Source organism: Sanguibacter sp. Z1732 (genome assembly GCF_051020515.1).
Classification (GTDB): Bacteria; Actinomycetota; Actinomycetes; order Actinomycetales; family Beutenbergiaceae; genus CALKWS01.
In genome coordinates this window covers 804,073-820,514 of record NZ_CP194857.1, presented here as the reverse complement: position 1 = coordinate 820,514, position 16,442 = coordinate 804,073, and the positions used below count along the sequence as shown (strand labels likewise).

Here is a 16,442-nt window from a genome sequence, read left to right as displayed (position 1 = left end):
TGGCTGTCATGTCCGGCCGACACGTTGATTCTCCCGAACCCGCAGGCGGCGCAGGTGAGGCTGCGCACTCCGGTGCCGGGACCAGCGGCCGGACGGCTGCGCACTCCGGCACCGCCGGAGCGGGGACTGGCGGCACCACGGCCGGCCGCCGGGTGCAGAAGCCGGGCCGGGGCCGGGTGCTGTTGATCGTCGTGATCGTGGCCCTGGTCGTGGTGGCGGCGATCGTGACCGTGCTGCTGATCCAGAACCAGCGCCAGAGTCAGGCCGAGCCGGAGGTTCCGGACCCGGTCACCACCACCCTGCCGACGCCGACCCCGGCCGGGGACCCGATGGAGGTCAGCGAGGACAGCCAGCTGGTGCAGGCGTTGCCCACCACGGTGCTGGACCACGTCCTCACCGAACTGGCGGCCGATCAGGATGCCTTTGCCGAGCACGAGGCTCTGGAGGGCTGGTTCCTCACCTACAGTGCGCCCGGCTCGGACATCGAGGTGCACGTGCTGCAGTGGGAGAGCGCCGATGAGGCCGCCGCCCACGCTGAGGACGTGGCCTCCGGACCGGAGGGACTGTCCGACGGCGAGGGCCGGCGCAGCGGGGACGTGGCGGTGCAGGGGGAGTCGGTGGGCCGCTACGAGATCGGGGTGCTCGCCGGGGAGCAGCAGCCCGCCGAGCCGTCCACGCCGGCCGAGGACGACTCCGAACCGCTCGCCACGCCGGAACCGCTGGGGCCGGGAATGGCAGTGTGGAGGAACGGCACGGTGGTGTTCGTGGCCACGGGTGACGCGGGACGGCTGGCCCGGTTCTACGACAACTATCCCTTCTGATCACCTCCGGCGATCCGGGCGGTGGGACAGCATGAAGACGGAGGAACCATGAGTTGCAAGGTGGCCTTGATCGGCACCGGGGTGATGGGGCAGGCGGTGCTGCGTTCGGTGGTCGAGCACACCGGGGCCGACCAGGTGCGCGTGCACGACGTGCGAACCGAGGCCGGCCGGAAGGTGGCGCAGGAGCACAAGGTGATGTGGGCCGAAACGGTCGGAGCCGCCGGGGACGGCGCAGAGGTCGTGATCGTGGCCGTCAAACCACACGACGTGTCCGGCGTGCTCGCCGAGCTCGGCCCGGTGCTCACCGACAGCACGGTGGTGGTCAGCATCGCCGCCGGAGTGAGTACCGCAAGGATGGCCGAACACCTTCCCGAGGGCACCGTCACGGTGCGCGTGATGCCCAATACCCCGGCCCTGATCGGGCAGGGTGTCAGCGTGCTCAGCCCGGGCCCGCACGCCACCGAGGAGCACCTTGGTCTGGTGCGCGACCTGATGGCCGGCACCGGCTTCGTGACCAGCGTGGCCGAGAACCACCAGGATGTGGTCACCGCGATCAGCGGCTCCGGTCCGGCCTACGTGTTCTACCTGATCGATGCCCTGGCCGAGGCTGCGGTGCTGGGCGGGCTCGGCAGGGACCTGGCGCTGGAACTGGCCCGGCGCACGGTGGCCGGTGCCGGTGCGATGGCCGCGGAGTCGGCGGACCATCCGGTGGTGCTCCGCGAGCGCGTCTCCTCGCCGGGTGGCACCACCATGGCTGCGCTGGCCGAACTCGACGACCGCGCGGTGCGGGCCGCGGTGGTGGCCGCCGCGCAGCGTGCGTGGGAGCGGGCCGGGGAACTGGGGCAGGGCTGATGACCGCCCGGGTGCAACTGCCCTGGAGTCCGGAGCTGCTGACCTACAACTTCGGCCCGGGCCATCCGATGGCGCCGGTTCGCACCCGGCTGGCATTCGCGCTGCTGGAGCACCTGGGCCTGCTGCAGAGCCCGCAGGTGCACCTGATCGAGGCGACTGCGGCCGACGACGCGATGCTGGGCACCGTGCACGAGCCCGGGTACATCCAGGCGGTGCGCCGGGGCGGGCGGGGAACACCGGATGAGCAGCGCGGCCTGGGCACCATGGACAACCCCCTGTTCGAGGCGATGCATGATTCCTCGGCCCTGATCGCCGGGGCCTCGGTGGCGGCAGCGCGCGCGGTGTGGACCGGGCAGGTGCCGCACGCGGTGAACATCGCCGGCGGGTTGCACCACGCCATGGCCGGACGGGCCGGAGGCTTCTGCATCTACAACGATGTGGCGATCGCGATCCGCTGGCTCCTGGACCATGGCGCCGAGCGGGTGCTGTACGTCGACGTCGATGCCCATCACGGCGACGGGGTGGAGGCGGCGTTCTGGGATGAACCGCGCGTGGTGACCGTCTCGGTGCACCAGAACGGGGAGACGATCTTTCCCGGCACCGGCTTCGCCCAGGACATCGGTGGGCCGAACGCGCAAGGGCATGCCGTGAACGTGGCATTGCCACCAGGGGTCGATGACAAGCCGTGGTTGCGGGCCGTGGAGGCGGTACTGGTACCCGTGGCCAAGGAGTTCGGGCCGCAGGTGATCGTCAGTCAGCACGGGGCCGATGCCCACCGGCACGACCCGCTGACGCAGATGGACGTCTCGGTCGACGCCCAGGTTGCGGCCGCGCAGATGATCGCGCAGGTGGCTGCTGAGCACGCCCAGGACCGGTGGGTGGCCACCGGCGGTGGCGGATACGACGTGGCCGCCACGGTGCCGCGGGTGTGGGCCCGGTTGGTGGCTGCGGCAGCCGGGGTGGACATTCGCGCCGATACACCCACGCCGCAGGCCTGGCGGGACCTGGTCGCCGACCTGGGGCTGGGCCCCGCACCGGAGACGATGGGGGAGGGCATGGACACCGGCATCCGCTCCTGGGTGGATGGATACGACCCTGCCGACTCGGTGGACCGGGCCATCATGGCCACCCGCCGCAGCGCGTTCCCGGCACTGGGGCTGGACCCGCTGACCGCCTGGTGAACACCGGACCGAGCCGCAGGTGGCACGGGATCGGAGCAACCGGGATCTCGATCGTCACACCGTCCACTTCCTTCCCAGGCCGTTCTCCCATAGGATGCTGAACTGTCCGGCACCGCGACAACGATGACGGATGCCTCGATACCCGACCCCATGGCGGGTCCGAACCGGAAGGAACAGCCGATGGCAGATGCCCAGGCACCGAAGTTCCTGACGGTGGCCGAGGTCGCCGACATGGCTCGGGTCTCCCGGATGACCGTGTACCGGATGGTGCACTCCGGTGAGTTGCCGGCGGTCCGGGTGGGCAAGTCCTACCGGGTACCCCAGGCCGCGGTCGAGGAGATGCTGTCCGAGGGCCTGGACTGGCCCGGATCGGCATCGGCGTCCGGTCGCTGATCGAGCGCGTAGACTACCTCCGCAGTACCCACCGCCGCTGCGGCTGACGCAGGGGTGGTGCGCTTTGATCCTGTTTCTGTCTGTTCCAACTGTGTGAGGTCCCGTGGGCTCGGTAATCAAGAAGCGTCGCAAGCGGATGTCGAAGAAGAAGCACCGCAAACTGCTCCGCAAGACGCGCCACCAGCGCCGCAACAAGAAGTAGCCACCGATTGGGGGCCCGCCCCGGTGCGGTCCCTCAGCCCTGGCGGTGGCCCACGAGCCGGCGCAGCAGTGCCTTGCTCAGGGCGCGCAGACCGGTGGCCACGGCCCAGACGGCACCGGCCTGGCCCGCGGTGCGTAGCCCACTTCGCACGTTGCGGCGCCGCCGGCGGAAGTCCCGTACCGGCCAGCCGATATCGGCGGCGAACAGTCGCAGCCGTGGGTCGGGATTGATCGCGCACGGCTCACCCACGGTGCGCAGCATCGGGATGTCGTGGCTGGAGTCGCCGTAGGCGGCGCACTCGGCCAGGTCCAGCCCCTCCCGTTCGGCGATCTCGCGTACTGCGGCGGCCTTGTGCTGCCCGTGCATCATGTCTCCGACCAGCCGCCCGGTGTAGACCCCGTCCTGCTCCTCGGCCACCGTTCCCAGCACCCCGGTCAGGTTCAGCCGCCTGGCCACCAGTTCGCCCACCTCTCGGGGTGCGGCGGTGACGATCCAGACCTGGTCGCCCTGCGCCAGGTGATCGTTGAGCAGGTCCCGGGCGCCCGGGAAGATGCGGTGGGTCAGGACCTGTTCGTAGAGTTCTTCGGCCACCGCGAGCATCTCGGCCACCGAGTGCCCCTCGATGGTGGCCAGCGCGCGGGCCTGGACCCTGGCGATGTGCTTCTTGTTCTCCCCGAACAGGAAGTAGTAGAAGGCGTGCGCGGCGAAGAAGACGATGTCACGGCGCCGGAACATGCCCCGGCGATGCAGTTCTCTGGCCAGGTGGTAGGAGGACGCGCCCCGGACGATCGTGTTGTCGACGTCGAAGAACGCTGCGGACCCGGATGTCACGGGCCCACCCTAACCATGCCCGCCGCGTTCCCACGAACACTCACGGCCCGGAGCCGCGGAGATTTCCGGACGCGGCGGGGCGCACCAACGCGGCCGGTCCGGGTGCACGCCGGCCGCGTGGACCGGTGCCGCGGCGGCCGGAAGGATACCGGCGCGGGCCGGTATCGTGGATGCGTGGATGAGTCGATGGTGCGGGTCGAACTGGTGGTGCGGGAGCAGTGCCACCTGTGTGAGCAGGCGCGCCGGGTGGTGCGCTCGGTCTGTGAGCCGGCGGCCGTGGACTGGGTCGAGGTGGATGTCGACGAGGACCATGCACGGCAGCGCCGGTACGGCGAACTCGTGCCGGTGGTGCTGGTCGACGGGGTTCAGGTGGACTACTGGCAGATCGACCCGGAGCGGCTGCGGGCGGCCGTGCAGGGAGCGGGCACGCCCGGGCGGCGTGGGCTTCGCGATCTGCTGCGCCGGCGCCGGCAGCAGTAGCGGCAGCCCGCCGGGCCCATGACGGGCGGGCAGGCGGGGGAGCGAGCGAGCGCCCGGGCCGCGGCCCGGGCGCTCGCCTTCGGTCTGGGCAGCGATGCTGCTGCCGGCAGTGCCGGTGTCAGCCCTGCAGGATGCCCACGACCTCCAACTCGATGGCGACCTTATCGCCCACCAGGACGCCGCCGCCCTCGAGGGCCACGTTCCAGGTCAGCTCGAAGTCCTTGCGGGAGATCGAGGTGGTCCCGGAGAACGCGGCACGGGTCTCCTGCTCCGGGCCGGTGCCCACGCCGTCGAGTGCGGCGTTCAGGGTGACCGGCTTCGTGACGCCATTGATGGTCAGGTCGCCGGAGACCTCCAGGTCGTCGGCGGTGCCGCTGACCGAGGTGGAGGTGAAGTTCCAGGTCGGGTTCTGCTCGGCGTTCCAGAAGTCAGGGCTGGTCAGGTGCTGGTCTCGCTGCTCGTTGCCGGTGTCCACGCTGGCTGCGTCGATCTGCACGCTCGCCGAGGACTCGGTGATCGGATCGCCGACGGTCAGTGAGCCGGAGAAGACGGCCATCGAGCCGCGCACCTTGGCGATGCCGGCGTGGCGGACCGAGAAGCCCAGGTTGGAGTGGGCGGCATCGATCTCGTAGGTACCGGGGGTGAGGGTGGACATGCAGTGACTCCTTGAGTGGTAGGTAGTTCAACGTTCAAGCATGTAGTTGAACATGGAACTATCCCTGTGTCAAGATGGTGCCCATGAACGAGACCGGAACCCGCTGGCTGACCCCGCATCAGCAGCAGCAGTGGCGCGCGATCCAACGCGGTATGGCATTGGTCACCGATCGCCTCGACCGTGACCTGGTGGCGGCCGAGGGGCTGAGCCTGCATGAGTACGAGGTGATGGTGCGCCTGTCGGAGGTCCCGGAACGCCGGCTGCGGATGTCCACGCTGGCCGATCAGCTTGTCCACTCCCGCTCGCGACTGACCCACACCGTGGGCCGGATGGAGGCCAAGGGCCTGGTCAGCCGGTGCAAGGCCGACGGCGACGGGCGGGGGGTGCAGTGCGTGCTGACCGACGCCGGGTTCGAGCGGCTGGCCGCAGCAGCACCCACCCACGTCGCTTCGGTCCGGCGGCGTCTGGTCGATGTGCTCGACGACGACCAGCTGGACGCACTCGGCGCTGCCTTCACCCGGATCGCCGCGGTGATCGAGGAGTCGACGACGACGCAGCCCCAGCCCGCCCTGGCGGGACCGGCCGAAGGGGTCGCCCGGGGCTGAGCCGGCACCGCTGGCGCAGAAGGCCGTGGAAGTTTGCGAGACTGGTGCCATGCGTCGAACCGTCGTCCATCTCCTGCGTCATGGTGAGGTCTACAATCCGGCCGGGGTCCTCTACGGCCGTGCCCCCGGCTACCACCTGTCCGAGCGCGGAGAGGCGATGGCCGAGCGGATCGCACAGACCTTCATCGACCGGGGCGCCGACGTCACCCACGTGGTGGCCTCACCGCTGTTGCGGGCCCAGCAGACCGCGACGCCGCTGGCCCGGGCCTACGACCTGGGCATCCACACCGATGCGCGCGTGATCGAGGCGCGCAACCACTTCGAGGGGCTGGCGCTGAACTGAACTCCAACCCTCGCGAACTGCTCAAGCCGGTGCACTGGCCGTTCCTGCTCAACCCGTTCCGGCCTTCCTGGGGCGAGCCCTACACCTCCCAGGTCCGCCGGATGTTCGCCGCGATCCGCCAGGCCCGCAGCGCAGCCGCCGGCCATCAGGCGGTCATCACCGCGCACCAGCTTCCCATCTGGCTGACCCGCCTGGAGCTGGAGGGCCGGCCCAAGTACCACGATCCGCGAAAGCGCGAGTGCGCGCTGGCCTCCCTGACCAGCCTCACCTTCGACGGCGCCACCCTGGTGGACCTGACGTATACCGAGCCGGCTGCCGACCTGCTCGACCCCACCTCGGCGAGCGTCGGTGCGTGAGAGCGAGCGTGGGCGCATGAGGAGGACCGTCCAGGCCGCCGTGGCGGCCCTTGCCGCGTTGGCGCTGCTGGCCGGCTGCGCAGGGTCCGACGGCGGCGCCGGCGCCACCGCGGACGTGCCGGGGTCCGGATATGTCTCCGGGGACGGCAGCGTGGAGACGTGGGCGCCGAGTGAGCGGGGCGAGGCGGTCGAACTGGCCGGGGTCTCCTACGGGGAGGAGGACATCGATCTGGCCGACCTGCACGGCCAGGTGGTGGTGGTCAACTTCTGGTACGCCAACTGTCCGCCGTGCCGTAAGGAGGCCCCGGACCTGGCGGCACTGTCGGAGCAGTATGGGCCCGATGGCGTGCAGTTCCTGGGGGTCAACCACACCGACGCTCCGGGCACGGCACAGGCCTTCGAACGCCGCTTCGGCATCCCCTACCCCTCGTTGCACGATCGTGAGTCCGCCGGGGTGGCGGCGTTCCAAGGGGTGGTGCCGTTGCGCGCGATGCCCACGACCGTGGTGCTGGACACCGAGGGACGAGTCGCCGCGCGGATCCTGGGACTGGCCGAGCGCAGCATGCTGTCCACCTTGATCGACGAGACCCTCGCCGAGTGATGGGCTGGCTGGAGCAGGTGGGCGAGAGTTTCGCCCAGGCCATCTACGGCGGTCCGATGCTGGCGGCGTTGCCGATCGCACTCCTGGCGGGGTTCATCTCGTTCGCCTCGCCGTGTGTGCTGCCCCTGGTGCCCGGCTACCTCGGCTATATCTCCGCCATGAGCGGGGCCGACGCCGGCGGCAAGGGTGCCGCACGCGGATCGCGGCTACGACTGGTCGCGGGCGTGGGATTGTTCATCCTGGGCTTCACTGCGGTGTTCGTGCTGCTGACCATGGCGCTCAGTACCGCCGGGTTGTTCCTGGTGCGATGGCAGGACCTGATCACCCGGCTGCTCGGCGTGCTGGTCGTGGTGCTCGGTCTGGCCTTCATCGGGCGGATCCCGTTCCTGCAGCGCCAGCGCCGCCTGCAGGTCAACCCGAAGGCCGGGGTGTTCGGCGCGCCGGTGTTGGGTGTGGTGTTCGGCTTGGGCTGGACGCCGTGCATCGGCCCGACCCTGGCTGCTGTCCTCGCCCTGGCGCACGAGGCCGCTGCCCCGGGCCGGGCGCTGGCGTTGGTGATCGCCTACTGCCTGGGGCTGGGGGTGCCGTTCATCATGGTGGCCATGGGGCTGAAGTCCTCCGAGCGCATGATGGGCTTCCTGCGCCGCCACCGGGTGGTCATCATGCGGATCGGCGGGGTGATGCTCGTGCTGATCGGTCTGGCCCTGGTCACCGGCCTGTGGGGTGCCCTCACCCAGTGGATGCAGGGCTACATCGCCGACTTCGAGACCATCATCTGATGGCTCGGTACACCCCCGAGGGGTTGCGCGGTGCGCAGGAGGACGACGCCGGCACTGCTGCCGGTCCCGGAGGTGCAGCGGGCCGGAAACAGTCCGCTGCGGCAGTGGGCGCGGCGGGCAACAGGGGCGTTGCGCCGTCCTCGGGCCCGGCCAAGGGGCTGGGCGTGCGCGGTTGGGCGCGCTGGATGTGGCGCCAGCTGACGAGCATGCGGGTGGCACTGCTGCTGCTCCTGCTGCTGTCCGTGGTCGCGATGCCGGGGGCGTTCTTCCCCCAGCGGCGGGTGAACCCGCACCTGGTGGCCCAGTACTACGAGGACAACCCCGCCATGGCGCCCTGGCTGGACCGGGCGTACATGTTCGACGTGTTCTCCTCCCCGTGGTTCTCCGCCGTCTACCTGCTGCTGTTCACCTCCCTGATCGGGTGCATAGTGCCGCGCACGATCACCCACGTACGGGGCCTGCGTGCCCAGCCCACCCGGGTCCCCTCCCGGTTCACCCGGTTCCCGGTGCGCTCCGAGCGTCCGGTACGAGCCCCCGCCGCCAAGGTGGCCCAACGCCTGCACACCTCGTTCGGGTGGCGGTACCGCACCACCGCGGCCACCGAGGAGGGGCGGGGGGCGGGCAGTGCCGGGGAGGCCGTGCACACCATCTCCGCCGAGCGCGGCTACGGCAAGGAGACCGGCAACATCGTCTTCCACCTGGCCCTGGTGGGGCTGTTGGTGGTCACCGCCTGGGGCGAACTGGTGCATTACCGCGGGCAGGCCATGGTCATCGAGGGCACCACGTTCGTCAACTCCGCCCTGGACTACGACTCGTTCGAGTCCGGAGCGCTTTTCGATGCGGACTCGGTGGACCCCTACCGGATCCGGCTGGATGAGTTCGTACCGGACTTCACCGCCGACGCCCAGCCCCGTGACTTCACCGCCCACGTGACCTTGATGCAGACCGATGGGACCACCGCCGACGAGACGATCAGGGTGAACCATCCCCTCGGGGTATCGGGATCCCGGGTGTACCTGATGGGCAACGGCTTCGCGCCGGATCTGACCATCACCGACGCAGCCGGCGAGATCGCGCACGACGGCCCGGTGCCGTTCCTGCCGGCCGACAATGACCCCGGATACACCTCCACCGGCGTGGTGATGGTGCCGGATGCCAATGAGGGACAGCCGCAGTTGGCCTTCAACGGCTCCCTGCTGCCCACCGCACTTGAGGGGGAGGACGGGACCTACCTGGGCTCGGCGTACCCCCAGCCGCTGGACCCGGTGATGATCCTGCAGATGTACGTCGGTGACCTGGGCCTGGACGAGGGCTTCCCCCGCAGCCAGTTCGTGCTCGACACCACCGGCCTGGACCAGGCCACCACCACCGGGGAGGACGGCCAGGAGCGCCCGGTGCAGTTGGAACTGCGTCCCGGAGAGAGCGTGGACCTGCCCGACGGGCACGGCACGCTGACCTTCAACGAGTTGCCGCGGTTCGTGGCACTGGATCTGCGATACGATCCCGCACCGATCTGGCAGGGCCTGTTCGCCACGTTGGCCTTCGGCGGCCTGATCGCCTCCTTGTTCCTGCCCCGGCGGCGGGTCTGGGTGCGTGTGGTTCCCGGCTCCGACGGGACTAGTGTGGTGCACGCTGCGGCGCTGGCCCGTCACGACGATCCCGGGTTGCGCTCCGAGCTGGATCGCATCCTGGGTGTGCTGCCCGACCCGGGCTCGAAGGAGAAATGATGTACGAACTGGAGACCCTCAGCACGCTGCTGGTCTACGGCACAATCGTCAGTTACGTCGTGGCCATGGTGTCCTTCGCCATCGACCTGTCCGGCTTCGGCAGGGATGCCGATTCGAACCGTTCCCGGCGCGCGGCCGGTATCGCGATGAGCACCAGTTGGATGGGCCTGGCCTTCCATGTGCTGGCCGTGCTGCTGCGCGGGATCGCCGCCGAGCGGGTCCCGTGGGCGAACATGTACGAGTTCACGCTGATGTCCACCATGTTCACCATGGCGGTGTTCCTGGTCATCAACCGGTTCACCGACATCCGTTACCTCGGGGTGCTGATCAGCCTGGTCAACGTGACCGGCCTGTTCGTGGCGATCCTGTTGCTGTACGTGGGGGCCGAGGGCGTGCAGCCGGCACTGCAGTCCTACTGGCTCGTGGTCCACGTCTCGGTCGCCACCCTGGCGACCGGGCTGTTCTGCGTCGCCGCGGCGTTGTCGGTGCTGCAGTTGGTACGCGGTCGCGACGAGGTGCAGCGCACGGCGGCCGCGGACCGGGACGGCGGAGCCGGACGGCCCCGGTCCCGAGCCTGGTTCCGGGGGTGCGGGCGTCGCGGATGAGGCAGCCGGTGACACACTGGTGGCGGCGCCGGCAGCGAAACGGACCGAGGTCGAGGCGCGATCCCAGGATGGCGCCGTGGCGGTGGACCTGGACGTCCAAGAGCCGGCGCTGCCCCCGGCGCGGGACACGTTCTTCTCCCGGTTGCTCGATGCCTTCCCGTCCGCCCAGTCCCTGGAGCGGCTGTCCTACCGGCTCAACGCGGTGGCGTTGGTGGGATGGACCTTCGTGCTGATCACCGGGTCGATCTGGGCCGAGTACGCCTGGGGCCGTGCCTGGAACTGGGACCCCAAGGAAGTGGTCACGCTGGTGGTCTGGCTGATCTACGCCGCCTACTGCCACGTGCGCCTGACCACCGGCTGGGACAAGAAGACGTTCGCCTACTTCTCCCTGGCCGGGTTCGCGGCGCTGATGTTCAACTACTACGGCGTGAACATCTTCATCAACTCCCTGCACTCCTACTCCGGCATCTAAGGGGCACCGCCCAAGGACCGGCGCGCCGAAGGCATCCAGCATCCGGGTTCGTGCATCGCCGAGCCCGTCGCTCCGCGCGCCGGGTGCGTCCAGGGCGCCGGATGTGTCATGAAAATCTCGTGCCCCCGGTCAGGGACGACGACTAGCCTGCTCTGGTGGATGACAGGCATGACCACCTCGACTGGCGGCCAGTGGTGGCGGCGTTGGCCAATCCGCACAGCCGCCGGATGTTCGCTCACATCGTCCTGGGTGACGATCCCGCAGCAGCCGGTCGCGAACTGAGCCCCTCACGCAGGAGCCACGCGCTCGAGGTGCTGCGCCGGGCGGGCCTCATTCGGGCAGTCGACGGCGGCTACATCGAGCAGAGCGACGTCTTCGGGCGGTTGCTGGCCGCAGCGCCCGGGCCGGAGCGCCCCAAGGGCGTGGAGCGCTTCCTCACCGGGGCGGGAAAGATCGATCGGTATCCCTCGGACGCCCAGGAGCGCCGGGAACTGCTGGAACTCCTCGCGCGGCGCGCCGTCGAAGAGGGAGAAGTCGTACCCGAAGCCGTCCTCAATGACCGGCTCAGCGCGTTCAGCGACGACACCGCGACGCTCCGGCGCTACCTGGTGGACCTCGAGATTCTCGAGCGCACCCCATCGGGCTCGGAGTACGCCCGAGTCGTAGGCACCCGTGCGGGTTGAACCGGAGCTGCGCCGAGCCGGGTGAGGCGCCTCAGCGGCGCCCGTTCTCGTCCTCCTCGGGATGGCGCTTCTCGGCCCTGCTCCCGGAGCGCCCGTCCCGCTCGGGGGTCTCGTCCTCATCCGCCGGGCCGGGGTCGTCGTCCTGACCATCACCGGATCCGCTGCGGTCGTGGTCGCCGCCGGCCGGGTGATCCTCGCCGAGCAGGTCCGGCACCTGGAACTCCTCGGGAACATACAACGGTTCGTCGTCGCCGCCGGCCCCGGAAGACACCGGCCGGTCAGCCCCGGGCGTGCCACCACCCGCGCCGCGATCGCCGTCGGCCGCTCCGGGCTCATCGGTCGGCTCCGGGTCGGGGGCCCCGGTGTCCGCGGGCCGAGGAGGCGCAGCGTCGCGTTGCTGCTGCGCCCGGCGCCGGTCGCGTTCCAGGCGGAACAAGAAGTCCGGGTCATCGTCGGGCGCGAGCGGACCCCGGGGGCGCCGTTGCGGGCCCGAGGAGGGACCGTCGTCGTACTTCCGTCGCATCACCGCGGACACGATCAGCCAGGTCAGGGCACCGGCAAAGGGCAACAGGATGATGATGGCCACCCAGAACCAGTGCGGCAGCCCGAGCCGGATCCGGCTGTCCTGGGTACGCACAGAGTCGATGACGGCGTACGTCATCATCCCGATAGTGATCAGACCGAGGAGTACGTAACGCATTCAAAGAGCCTACGCTGGGAATCATGCCGCTGCTCACTTACACGTTGCTCCGCGTCGCCCTGGTGGTGGGTGCCGGGGCGCTGCTCTATGTGCTGGGTGTGCGGAGCTGGCTGTTGGTGGTCCTCGCGGTGCTCATCGGTGCCGGGCTCTCCTATGTGCTGCTGGCCGGGCCGCGGCAGGCAGCGGCCGACGATCTGGAACGGCGCACCGGTGGGCGCCCCACCAATCTGGAGAAGTCGTTGGCCCGCGACGGTGACGACGAGGACGCCCAGTTCGACCCCCGGGGGCAGGACTACGCCTCCGTGGTCGAGGGCGAGGAGGCGGAGGCGGATGCCGCCCCGCAGGTTGCTGAGCACACCGATCGAGGCGCCGACGAGCACGGCGGTGCCCCTACCGGGGACGACACCGACGGTCCGGCCTCTCCCCGCGTGTGACCGGGCTCGGACGCGGGGGAGCGGGCTCGGATGTGATGAGCGCACAGATGTGACCGAGACCACCTCAGGCCAGCGTGAGCACCCCGCCGAGGAGCAGACCCAGACCCAGCACCACGAAGCCGCTGTCGCGCAGCGTGAGGATCAACGCACCTGTCTGCGCTCCGCGTAGCACCCGGCGGGACAGCACCACCGCCGGCCCTGCCAGTACGGTCACCAGCAGCGCCCACGGCTCCCAGAGGGCCACCGCCACGCCTGCGAGCACACCCAGTGCCATCATCGCGGCGTAGGCACGCCGTGCCCGCACCTGACCCAGGCGCACCGCCAGGGTGCGTTTGCCGGCCGGGGCGTCGGTATCGATATCGCGGATGTTGTTCACCATCAGGATCGCGCAACTGAGCAGGCCCACCGCGAACGCACCCAGCACGGCAGGGGCGTTGATGGTGCCGGCCTGGGTGTAGGTGGTGCCGAGCGTGGCCACCAGGCCGAAGAACACCAGCACGGCCACCTCGCCCAGCCCGGCGTAACCGTAGGGGGAGGACCCGCCGGTGTAGAACCAGGCCGCGAGCACGGCCACGGCTCCCACCCCGATCAACCACCAGGCTCCGGCCAGCGCGCTCAGCACCAGGCCCAGGACCGCGGGACCGCGGCCACCGCGAAGGAGGCGAATGCGGCCCGTCTGACCGTGACCGGCCGCACCGCCCCGGTGGCGGTCAGCCGCATCGGTCCCACCCGCTGGTCGTCGGTGCCGCGGACGCCGTCGGAGTAGTCGTTGGAGAAGTTCACCCCGACCTGCAGGGCCAGGGCCACACCGGTGGCGAGCAGCGCGCGGGGCACCGAGGCCGCGCCGGCCCAGGCGGCGGCCCCGGTCCCGATCAGCACCGGGGCGATCGCTGCCGGCAGGGTGCGCACCCTGGCGCCGTGCACCCACGCTGTGAGTGTGGCCATGGTTCTCCGTTCCGACTGACGCGGCGCGACGCGTCGCCGCGAGGCTGGCTGGCGCAGGAGTGTGCGTTCCGAGCGATCCGATCGGCGGGATCGGGTGCGGCCGGTTCGGCGCCCCTGCGCAGCGGGACCGATCGAGGATACCCCTGCCCCTCCGGTGCACCCGGCCGTCTCAGTCGGGGTGGCGCCGCCCCGCGCCGCGGGCCAGGGCCGCGGCAGCCCGCCGCCGGGCCAGCGCTCGTCGGTCCACCTTGCCCGGTCCGCGCAGGGGCACCTCATCCAGCGCCACGGCCGCTCGCGGCACCTGCGGCCCGGACCCGAGTTCGGCGGCCACCACCGAGCGGATCCCGGCCAGATCAGGTGCCTGCGGGCCGGGGCCGTGCAGCACCGCGGTCACCAGCTGCCCCCACTGCGGGTCATCCACCCCGACGACGGCCACCTCGGTGCCGTGGGCCCAGGTGCTCAGCACCCGCTCGATGGGCCCGGGGTGGACATTCACCCCGCCGGTGACGATCACCTCATCCAGACGGCCCAGGACCCGCAACCGGCCCTCGGTGAGGGTGCCGGCGTCCGGGGTGCGCAGCCAGCGCACCCCTCCGGCGAGCACGAACTGATCGTCCTGTCCCGGTTCCTCGCCCAGGTACCCGGTGGCCAGGACGGGCCCGGCGATCAGCACCCGCCCCTCCTCGATCCGCACCTGCACGCCGTTCAACGGCGCGCCCCGTCATAGACGCACCCACCGCTGGTCTCGGTCATGCCGTAGGTGCGCACCACACGGATCCCGGCGCCAGTGGACTCGCGGAGCAGGGCCGGCGGTAGCGCGGCCCCGCCCACCAGGATCGCACTGCAGGTGGCCAGCGCGGCTCTGACCTGCGGCCCGGCCGTCATCGCGCGGTGCAACTGGGTGGGCACCAGGGACAGGTAGCGCGGCACGTCATCGCGCATCGAGTCGATCGCCCGCGCCAGCGCATGGGGGTCGAAGTGTCCCGGCGCCAGCACCACCGGATCGTGCCCGGCCAGGATCGAGCGGACCAGCACCTGCAGGCCGGCGATGTGTGCACCCGGTACCGCCAGCAGCCACTGCCCCGGGCCGCCCAGTCGCTCGTGGGTGGCCGTGGCCGAATGACGAAGCGCCGCCGCCGCCAGGGCCACCGCCCGTCCGGTCCCGGTGGTGCTGCCCGAGGTGCGCACCACCACCGCGGTGCCCGGTGGAGCCGGCGCCGGGCGCGCGGCGCCGGTCAGGTCCAACCGCACCGGCTCTCCGCCGGCCAGGGCGGTGCGCAGTCGGGCCAGCAGGCTCATCGCGGTGCCCGGGTTCGTCATGACGATAAGGGTAGTTCGCCTAGAGTGGGCCGGGTGAGGTTGAGGTTCCGGGCGTCCCGCAGGGCCGTCGTCGTGCTCGTCGCCGCAGCGATCGGCCTGGCCGGGTGTGCCGGGTCCGAGCCGGAGCCGCTCGAGCCCGAGGTCGTCACCGAAACCCCCGAGCAGTCGGTGGACAAGACACACGCCCCCGACCCGCAGATCGAGGAGGCCTGGCCACTGACCGGGGTCGCCGGTGAGGTCGCCGCCCGGGACGTGATGTCGGTGAAGGTGGAGAACTCGGTGGCCGCCCGGCCGCAGACGGGCCTGCAGAGCGCCGACATCGTGTGGGAGGAGATGATCGAGGGCGGGGAGACCCGGTTACTGGCGGTGTACCACTCCACGGTGCCGGAGACCATCGCCCGATCCGCTCCCTGCGCCCGATGGACATCCCGCTGGCCACCCCGTTCGGGGGGCAGCTGATCTTCTCCGGTGCCCAGCGCGCGTTCCTCGACGCCGCGCACGCCTCCCCGCTGCAGATCCTCACCAACGATGCCGGTGCGGCCGGCTTCTACAGGTCCGCGGACCGGCGTGCCCCCCACAACGTCTACGGCAACACCGCCGACTTCATCGCCCAGGGCTCGGGGGACGAGGACGTGGAGGCAGCGTTCTCCTATGCCCCCGAACCCGAGTTCGCCACCGCCGTGGCCGAGGGCGAGCCCACCGGGTCGCTGCAGTTGAGTTTCCCGAACACCTCACCGAGTTGGACCTGGGCCACCGATGCCGATGCCTGGCTTCGCAGTGAGGCCGGGGCCGATGCGATGACCACCGACGAGGGCAGGGTGTCCGCGGTGAACGTGCTGGTGCTACGGGTGGAGGTGCACAACACCTCCTATACCGACCCCTCCGGCTCCCCGGTGCCGAGACGGTCGTGACCGGTTCGGGCGAGGCGATCATCGCCACCGGCGGGCACACCGTCAGCGGCACCTGGAGCAAGGACGCCGACGACGCCCATGTCCAACTGCGCACCGAGGATGGCGATGAGGTGCTGCTCGCCGCGGGTAACACCTGGGTGGAACTGCTGCCCGTCTCGGGCTCCTCGGTCTCCCTGAACTGACGGTGCCGCTGCGGCTTCGGCCCCGCCGGACTGCGACCAGGGTCTGACCCGGCGCACCCCCGTAGGTGGAACCCGGCACCCCGGCTCGATCCCGTCGGGGGACGCGGCGGGAGGCTGCCGCGGCGCACGATCGGGGTATGACCACTCCTACTCCACCACAGCAGAGCACCGCGCATGGAATCGCCATCCCGGCCGGCCGGGCAACCCTGGGTCGGGCCGGCCGCGACTCGCTGCGGCACGACCTGGTGCCGGCCGCGGTGGCCATGCTGATCGTGGTCGTGGTGGTGAGTGCGATCGGGATGGGACTGACCGCGCTGATCACCGGGGTGGCAGGCTTCTTCGGCGGATGAGTCCGTCGTTGCGG

22 protein-coding genes and 3 pseudogenes are annotated in these 16,442 nt (G+C 70.6%); 19 read left to right on the top strand and 6 right to left on the bottom strand.

What is annotated here, in order from left to right; genetic code table 11:
- Window positions 1-8: 8 nt before the first annotated feature.
- The 5 genes from ACRRRO_RS04530 (at window position 9) to ACRRRO_RS04510 (ending at window position 3,449) form a co-directional block, all read left to right on the top strand.
- Window positions 9-821: a hypothetical protein gene (locus ACRRRO_RS04530; protein ID WP_424796527.1), complete on the top strand. Its 813-nt coding sequence runs from the start codon at window positions 9-11 to the stop codon at window positions 819-821.
- A 48-nt stretch (window positions 822-869) separates the two neighbouring features.
- Window positions 870-1,673, top strand: a complete 804-nt coding sequence (proC, locus tag ACRRRO_RS04525; RefSeq protein WP_424796526.1) for a pyrroline-5-carboxylate reductase — start codon at window positions 870-872, stop codon at window positions 1,671-1,673.
- Window positions 1,673-2,854, top strand: a complete 1,182-nt coding sequence (locus ACRRRO_RS04520; RefSeq protein ID WP_424796525.1) for an acetoin utilization protein AcuC — start codon at window positions 1,673-1,675, stop codon at window positions 2,852-2,854. The genes proC and ACRRRO_RS04520 overlap by 1 nt, the downstream gene beginning before the upstream one ends.
- A 180-nt stretch (window positions 2,855-3,034) precedes the next feature.
- Entirely contained in the window at window positions 3,035-3,247 is a 213-nt protein-coding gene (locus tag ACRRRO_RS04515) for a helix-turn-helix domain-containing protein (protein ID WP_424786383.1), read from the top strand.
- 103 nt (window positions 3,248-3,350) lie between these two features.
- Window positions 3,351-3,449, top strand: a complete 99-nt coding sequence (locus tag ACRRRO_RS04510) for a 30S ribosomal protein bS22 (protein ID WP_005504750.1) — start codon at window positions 3,351-3,353, stop codon at window positions 3,447-3,449.
- A gap of 33 nt (window positions 3,450-3,482) precedes the next feature.
- Here ACRRRO_RS04510 and ACRRRO_RS04505 read toward each other — a convergent pair whose 3' ends face one another.
- Complete coding sequence (locus ACRRRO_RS04505; protein WP_424796524.1) at window positions 3,483-4,280, bottom strand: HAD family hydrolase; 798 nt, start codon at window positions 4,278-4,280, stop codon at window positions 3,483-3,485.
- Between the two features lie 174 nt (window positions 4,281-4,454).
- Here ACRRRO_RS04505 and ACRRRO_RS04500 point away from each other — a divergent pair, with 174 nt between their 5' ends.
- Entirely contained in the window at window positions 4,455-4,760 is a 306-nt protein-coding gene (locus ACRRRO_RS04500) for a glutaredoxin family protein (protein WP_424796523.1), read from the top strand.
- Window positions 4,761-4,878: 118 nt separating this feature from the next.
- Here the strand turns inward: ACRRRO_RS04500 and ACRRRO_RS04495 are convergent, their stop codons facing one another.
- A complete protein-coding gene (locus ACRRRO_RS04495) occupies window positions 4,879-5,415 on the bottom strand; it encodes a YceI family protein (protein ID WP_424786380.1) in 537 nt (178 codons plus the stop codon).
- Window positions 5,416-5,498: 83 nt separating this feature from the next.
- Between ACRRRO_RS04495 and ACRRRO_RS04490 the strand changes: the two genes are divergently transcribed.
- The 8 genes and pseudogenes from ACRRRO_RS04490 to ACRRRO_RS04455 all read left to right on the top strand — a co-directional run bounded on the left by ACRRRO_RS04490 (window position 5,499) and on the right by ACRRRO_RS04455 (window position 11,586).
- Window positions 5,499-6,020, top strand: coding sequence for a MarR family winged helix-turn-helix transcriptional regulator (locus ACRRRO_RS04490; RefSeq protein ID WP_424796522.1), 522 nt, complete (start codon window positions 5,499-5,501; stop codon window positions 6,018-6,020).
- A gap of 49 nt (window positions 6,021-6,069) precedes the next feature.
- Window positions 6,070-6,719: pseudogene (locus ACRRRO_RS04485) on the top strand (histidine phosphatase family protein).
- A 16-nt stretch (window positions 6,720-6,735) separates the two neighbouring features.
- Window positions 6,736-7,320, top strand: a complete 585-nt coding sequence (locus ACRRRO_RS04480; RefSeq protein WP_424796520.1) for a TlpA family protein disulfide reductase — start codon at window positions 6,736-6,738, stop codon at window positions 7,318-7,320.
- Window positions 7,320-8,099 carry a cytochrome c biogenesis CcdA family protein gene (locus ACRRRO_RS04475; protein WP_424796656.1) on the top strand — a complete coding sequence of 260 codons (780 nt, stop codon included), beginning with the start codon at window positions 7,320-7,322 and terminating at the stop codon, window positions 8,097-8,099. Before ACRRRO_RS04480 ends, ACRRRO_RS04475 begins: the two co-directional genes overlap by 1 nt.
- A complete protein-coding gene (gene resB / locus ACRRRO_RS04470; RefSeq protein ID WP_424796519.1) occupies window positions 8,099-9,826 on the top strand; it encodes a cytochrome c biogenesis protein ResB in 1,728 nt (575 codons plus the stop codon). The genes ACRRRO_RS04475 and resB overlap by 1 nt, the downstream gene beginning before the upstream one ends.
- The gene (ccsA, locus tag ACRRRO_RS04465) at window positions 9,823-10,431 is read left to right on the top strand and encodes a cytochrome c biogenesis protein CcsA (RefSeq protein ID WP_434081130.1); all 609 of its coding nucleotides are present in this window, start codon (window positions 9,823-9,825) and stop codon (window positions 10,429-10,431) included. Before resB ends, ccsA begins: the two co-directional genes overlap by 4 nt.
- A 19-nt stretch (window positions 10,432-10,450) precedes the next feature.
- On the top strand, window positions 10,451-10,903 hold the full coding sequence (locus ACRRRO_RS04460) for a cytochrome c biogenesis protein (RefSeq protein WP_434081129.1): 453 nt from the start codon (window positions 10,451-10,453) through the stop codon (window positions 10,901-10,903).
- A 155-nt stretch (window positions 10,904-11,058) separates the two neighbouring features.
- On the top strand, window positions 11,059-11,586 hold the full coding sequence (locus ACRRRO_RS04455; RefSeq protein WP_424796517.1) for a DUF2087 domain-containing protein: 528 nt from the start codon (window positions 11,059-11,061) through the stop codon (window positions 11,584-11,586).
- Window positions 11,587-11,617: 31 nt separating this feature from the next.
- On the opposite strand, the gene ACRRRO_RS04450 is transcribed toward ACRRRO_RS04455, so the two are convergent.
- Window positions 11,618-12,286: a PLD nuclease N-terminal domain-containing protein gene (locus ACRRRO_RS04450; protein WP_424796516.1), complete on the bottom strand. Its 669-nt coding sequence runs from the start codon at window positions 12,284-12,286 to the stop codon at window positions 11,618-11,620.
- 23 nt (window positions 12,287-12,309) lie between these two features.
- On the opposite strand from ACRRRO_RS04450, the gene ACRRRO_RS04445 reads away from it, so the two are divergent.
- Window positions 12,310-12,720 (top strand): DUF4229 domain-containing protein, encoded by a 411-nt coding sequence (locus ACRRRO_RS04445; protein WP_424796515.1) that lies wholly within the window; start codon window positions 12,310-12,312, stop codon window positions 12,718-12,720.
- A gap of 64 nt (window positions 12,721-12,784) precedes the next feature.
- Here ACRRRO_RS04445 and ACRRRO_RS04440 read toward each other — a convergent pair.
- The 3 genes and pseudogenes from ACRRRO_RS04440 to ACRRRO_RS04430 form a co-directional block, all read right to left on the bottom strand.
- Window positions 12,785-13,665 (bottom strand): annotated as a pseudogene (locus ACRRRO_RS04440) (1,4-dihydroxy-2-naphthoate polyprenyltransferase).
- A gap of 169 nt (window positions 13,666-13,834) precedes the next feature.
- Window positions 13,835-14,365: an AMP-binding enzyme gene (locus ACRRRO_RS04435; protein ID WP_434081549.1), complete on the bottom strand. Its 531-nt coding sequence runs from the start codon at window positions 14,363-14,365 to the stop codon at window positions 13,835-13,837.
- A 5-nt stretch (window positions 14,366-14,370) separates the two neighbouring features.
- Window positions 14,371-14,985 (bottom strand): AMP-binding protein, encoded by a 615-nt coding sequence (locus ACRRRO_RS04430; protein WP_434081128.1) that lies wholly within the window; start codon window positions 14,983-14,985, stop codon window positions 14,371-14,373.
- A gap of 255 nt (window positions 14,986-15,240) precedes the next feature.
- On the opposite strand from ACRRRO_RS04430, the pseudogene ACRRRO_RS04425 reads away from it, so the two are divergent.
- The 4 genes and pseudogenes from ACRRRO_RS04425 to ACRRRO_RS04410 form a co-directional block, all read left to right on the top strand.
- Window positions 15,241-15,536, top strand: a pseudogene (locus ACRRRO_RS04425) (DUF3048 domain-containing protein); the annotation flags it as partial.
- Window positions 15,537-15,617: 81 nt separating this feature from the next.
- Complete coding sequence (locus tag ACRRRO_RS04420; RefSeq protein ID WP_434081548.1) at window positions 15,618-15,896, top strand: DUF3048 C-terminal domain-containing protein; 279 nt, start codon at window positions 15,618-15,620, stop codon at window positions 15,894-15,896.
- Window positions 15,893-16,078: a DUF3048 C-terminal domain-containing protein gene (locus ACRRRO_RS04415; protein ID WP_434081127.1), complete on the top strand. Its 186-nt coding sequence runs from the start codon at window positions 15,893-15,895 to the stop codon at window positions 16,076-16,078. The genes ACRRRO_RS04420 and ACRRRO_RS04415 overlap by 4 nt, the downstream gene beginning before the upstream one ends.
- Before the next feature lie 137 nt (window positions 16,079-16,215).
- Window positions 16,216-16,428, top strand: coding sequence for a hypothetical protein (locus tag ACRRRO_RS04410; RefSeq protein ID WP_424796511.1), 213 nt, complete (start codon window positions 16,216-16,218; stop codon window positions 16,426-16,428).
- The last annotated feature ends 14 nt before the right edge of the window (window positions 16,429-16,442 follow it).